At 40.7% G+C, this 3,610-nt stretch carries 5 protein-coding genes; 2 read left to right on the top strand and 3 right to left on the bottom strand.

Annotated elements, in window-relative coordinates; all coding sequences use genetic code 11:
* Together IQ228_RS23285 and IQ228_RS23280 are read left to right on the top strand one after the other, a co-directional pair.
* Positions 1-298: DUF4351 domain-containing protein (locus tag IQ228_RS23285; protein ID WP_193964594.1), on the top strand; the 298-nt coding region annotated here is incomplete at its 5' end.
* Positions 299-634: 336 nt separating this feature from the next.
* Complete coding sequence (locus IQ228_RS23280; RefSeq protein WP_193964592.1) at positions 635-1,183, top strand: hypothetical protein; 549 nt, start codon at positions 635-637, stop codon at positions 1,181-1,183.
* A 2-nt stretch (positions 1,184-1,185) separates the two neighbouring features.
* Here the strand turns inward: IQ228_RS23280 and IQ228_RS23275 are convergent, their stop codons facing one another.
* From IQ228_RS23275 to IQ228_RS23265, 3 genes are all read right to left on the bottom strand, one after another.
* Positions 1,186-2,148, bottom strand: a complete 963-nt coding sequence (locus IQ228_RS23275; protein ID WP_193964590.1) for a site-specific integrase — start codon at positions 2,146-2,148, stop codon at positions 1,186-1,188.
* Positions 2,149-2,488: 340 nt separating this feature from the next.
* Positions 2,489-2,914, bottom strand: coding sequence for a hypothetical protein (locus IQ228_RS23270; RefSeq protein ID WP_193964588.1), 426 nt, complete (start codon positions 2,912-2,914; stop codon positions 2,489-2,491).
* A 332-nt stretch (positions 2,915-3,246) separates the two neighbouring features.
* Entirely contained in the window at positions 3,247-3,528 is a 282-nt protein-coding gene (locus IQ228_RS23265) for an HNH endonuclease signature motif containing protein (protein ID WP_015081606.1), read from the bottom strand.
* Between the last annotated feature and the right edge of the window lie 82 nt (positions 3,529-3,610).

Raw genomic sequence — 3,610 nt, 5'->3', positions numbered from 1 at the left:
ATTATATTCTTTTACCATAAAATATTACTATTTTGGAGATGTCTATTTGGAGGAGGAAAATCAAATGCCTTTTATTAGTCCAACAGAAGAATTAGCAATGGAACGCGGTGAATTAAAAGGTGAACAACAAATAATTATCCGCCAACTAAATCGGCGAATTGGTGAAATTGAATCATCATTCATTGAGACAATTCGGACATTGACAATTGAGCAGTTAGAATTACTTGGTGAAGTGCTCTTGGATTTCTCCTCTATCACTGATTTAGAACAATGGTTAGAAAGTAACTCAGAGTTTTAGAAAACAAAACCCCACTTTCATTAACTACTGTGGGGTCAAACAACTTTCCAGAAGCCGAGATTCTTGGGAGAAATTAAATATTGAACTGGACTGCACTCTCGTCTCAAGATATGTCAAAAAAATGAACTTCTTACTCTCTGCGCCTGGAGCGTCTCTGCGTGAAATGCGTGAAATAAAATCATACTCTTAATCAGCAACGCCCATATTTTCAATTAGTCCGCAACAAAATTTCACATAGTCTGCGACATTTTCACTTTGTCCGCGAACCGACAACGGAGTTTGAGAAATTCTTAGAGGAAACTTCAGACTATAATTGATATCAAAACTGATATCGCCATGAATAACAAGACCCCACCCAGTGAAATGATCCGCGTGCCGACTGTACTAATTCCGGTAGTACGGCAACTAGCCAAAATCCACCGCGACGGTCACACAACGGCGTTACTGCAAGGATTACAGGAATTGATAGCGCAGTTCGATAGCAGTGTAAAACTGGAAGCAACTAACGAATTACAGCAGGTGGAGGAGAAGCTGGGGGAACTGGAAACCCATCTTTGCCAACAAGATCAACTGGTGGCCACTAAATTGGAAGTGCTTGGTAAACAGTTGGAAAAGATTGAAAAAGCAATAGCTTCTGGCAAATACGGTGGTGGTAATTCTAGACCCCGGCGGTCAGGGTATCCCTACCAGTATCAACAAGCAGTAGAAATCAAAGAATTTGCTCCTGAGAACTTAGCGCAACGGTTGGGGGTGACACAGCAGAGTTTAACTACAGAACGGGAAACCAAAACTGAAAAAGAATTTATCAGTTGGTCCAGGAATCGAGATCCCAGTAGTTTAGGATGGAAATTTCAAGATGGGTTGTATTATCCAATCAAACAGTAGAATTAACGACGTTTGGGAATACTAAGAAATTGTACCGCTTGCCGTTTGGTTTCTTCACCCCGACGGTCATATCTAGCAGTTTGGTCAGTGGTGGCATGACCTACTAATTTCTGTACAGTCACAATATCAACACCAGAATCTAATAAATCAGAAATAAAAGTTCTGCGGAAATCATGTGGTGAAAATTCACTAACCCCAGCTTCTTTACCTCGTTTCTCCAAAATCAATAATACTGCCTGAGAAGAAAGTTGTCGTAGAGTAACCACACCTGCCTTATTAATATGACAAAATAATGCCCCCGCTTCTGGTCCCCTCACTTTTAACCAATCTTTCACCACCGTCACCGCCCCATCTGGTAAATAAACAGTGCGGTCTTTACTACCCTTACCACTGAGGATTTTGAGACTACCAGCCTTAAAATCACTCAAGTTTAAATTCACAACTTCCCCCCGACGTAAACCTGCACCTCTAAGAATTGCTATTAATGCCGCATCTCTATAACCAATGGGAGTTGGATCAGCAAAACATACTTGCATTAGGGCATCAATTTCACCCTCTGATAGACACCGACCCTTGAGTTCCCTCCCAGATTTAATACAGGGAATATCAACAGCCCTAGCGAAATCGTTGGCATCCATCAGTTCCAAACGCACAGTTTCTTTGAGTACCCGACGTAAAGCACTAAGCATTTTGTTGGCAGTTGCCGGGGCATATTTTTCCATCAAAATCACCCTCACAGCAGCGGTGTGTTTGTAGCGGAGTTTAGACCAGTCCAGGGTCAGAGCATCGCAAGTGTTAGCAGTTATGATGTTGGCGATCGCATTCAGGGCTTGTTCCATAGTCCGCCGAGAACCCGCACCCAAAGAAGCAAGGTAAACAGCGGCGGGGTGTTCAGTTAGGGGTACAGGAGCAGTCAAGGATAAAGAGACAGAATTTATTTCACCGATATCGGTAGAGTCAGCCATTACTTATGGGAAGATGTGTTCTTACTACCTATATTCTCATAACTAATTTAACAATTATTCTAGGTTTTTCCTAGCCTACAGGTTTCCTCTAAGAAAATGTGCCAGTGTTTTCCTTATTTCTTTTCCTCTAAGAAAATTTGGCAGTGGTTTTCCCATAAATCCACCGAGTCTAGCGTTCCTGTTACCAAGGGCAAGATAGCCTGAAAGTATTACCAATAAAGGTTTTCAGTTGCCACCCTGCCAAACCGGTAGAAATGTACGCGCTTGGCTGAAACCTAGACACAGCAAGAGTTTCCAGACCATCTTGCAGGTTTTTACAAGTATCTCGGTTTGCTACCAACTAGATAGGTTTATTTCGCTCCTCTAGGTGCTTATTTAAGGAACTCTCTTCCATTTCCTCAAGTTCAGTTACTAATTTTTCAGCACGTTCAACAGCGGAAAATAGTTCAGCCTGTGATATTTCACCGTATTTGTATCGAAGGGTGGCAAGATTGAGGATTCTTGCGGCTTTTACACATTTTTTATACCTAGAGTTTGGATCAACGAATCCCATTATGCCAAAGCACAACCCTGATCCTAGTGCAGATCCTCGCGATACTTCACTGCCTCCAAATCCTGAAGTAGCTACTAGTGAAAATATCAAACCTAGAACTCCAACTAGATAATGAAGTGTACGAGCAGTCCGAAAGTATGAGACGTAGAGTTTATTAAGGTCTTCAACTTCTTTGGGTACTATAAACGGTTCCTGACCAGATTTAGAAGTCAAATTTCTCTCCATGTATTTTAAATTGCATCCGAATTTTACCACTTCGGTCAAATTCTCCCACCTTGGGTTTTTTTGTATAAACCCTCGAAAAGGGGGAATAGGGAAAATGTAGACTCATGACTTGATAAACAGATGGATAATAAAGGTCTAAGGAGTAATGAGATATATATCTGCCACTTTTCAGCCATTAAACTCTCAATTCTTCTTTTCGAGGGGTTATGTAAACAACCCCAACTATCAGTAGGTTTAAAAATAAGTAGAGTTGGGATGCTTGTAAATGCAACAATACTCAATGCTGCAAGCAAACCACTCAAAATTTCCCCCAAGAAAATTTAACGATTCTCAAACCCTGACAAATCAAACAACGACAATTGCCCCACAGAAATATTACCCTTACCACCACGATGATAACTAAGATGACATTTTGGACATAAAGCTACTAGATTCTCTGGTCTATTGTCTGATGGATCACGATTCCAGTGATGAACTTGTAGATATGTACGGGATTCCTTTGGTTGATCTGGAGGTAAAAGGCGATTACATTTCTGACAACACCAATTAGTTTTTTCCTTGATGGTTTTGGCTAGTTCTTTCCAGTATTTTGGGTATCCCATGATAACTGTTGAATCTTAATATCAGCACTTTACTATTATTAAATAATAACATTTTTGTTGATAAATGTACCTGTCTCTTATA

Source organism: Dolichospermum sp. LEGE 00246 (genome assembly GCF_015207865.1).
Classification (GTDB): domain Bacteria; phylum Cyanobacteriota; class Cyanobacteriia; order Cyanobacteriales; family Nostocaceae; genus Dolichospermum; species Dolichospermum heterosporum.
The sequence above is the reverse complement of the archived record's forward strand: the minus strand, read 5'-3'. Positions and strand labels throughout refer to the sequence as shown.

Coding starts and splice junctions, on each gene's coding strand:
- IQ228_RS23265 (WP_015081606.1), bottom strand. CDS start 3,528: ATGGGATACCCAAAATACTGGAAAGAACTAGCCAAAACCATCAAGGAA.
- IQ228_RS23275 (WP_193964590.1), bottom strand. CDS start 2,148: ATGGCTGACTCTACCGATATCGGTGAAATAAATTCTGTCTCTTTATCC.
- IQ228_RS23280 (WP_193964592.1), top strand. CDS start 635: ATGAATAACAAGACCCCACCCAGTGAAATGATCCGCGTGCCGACTGTA.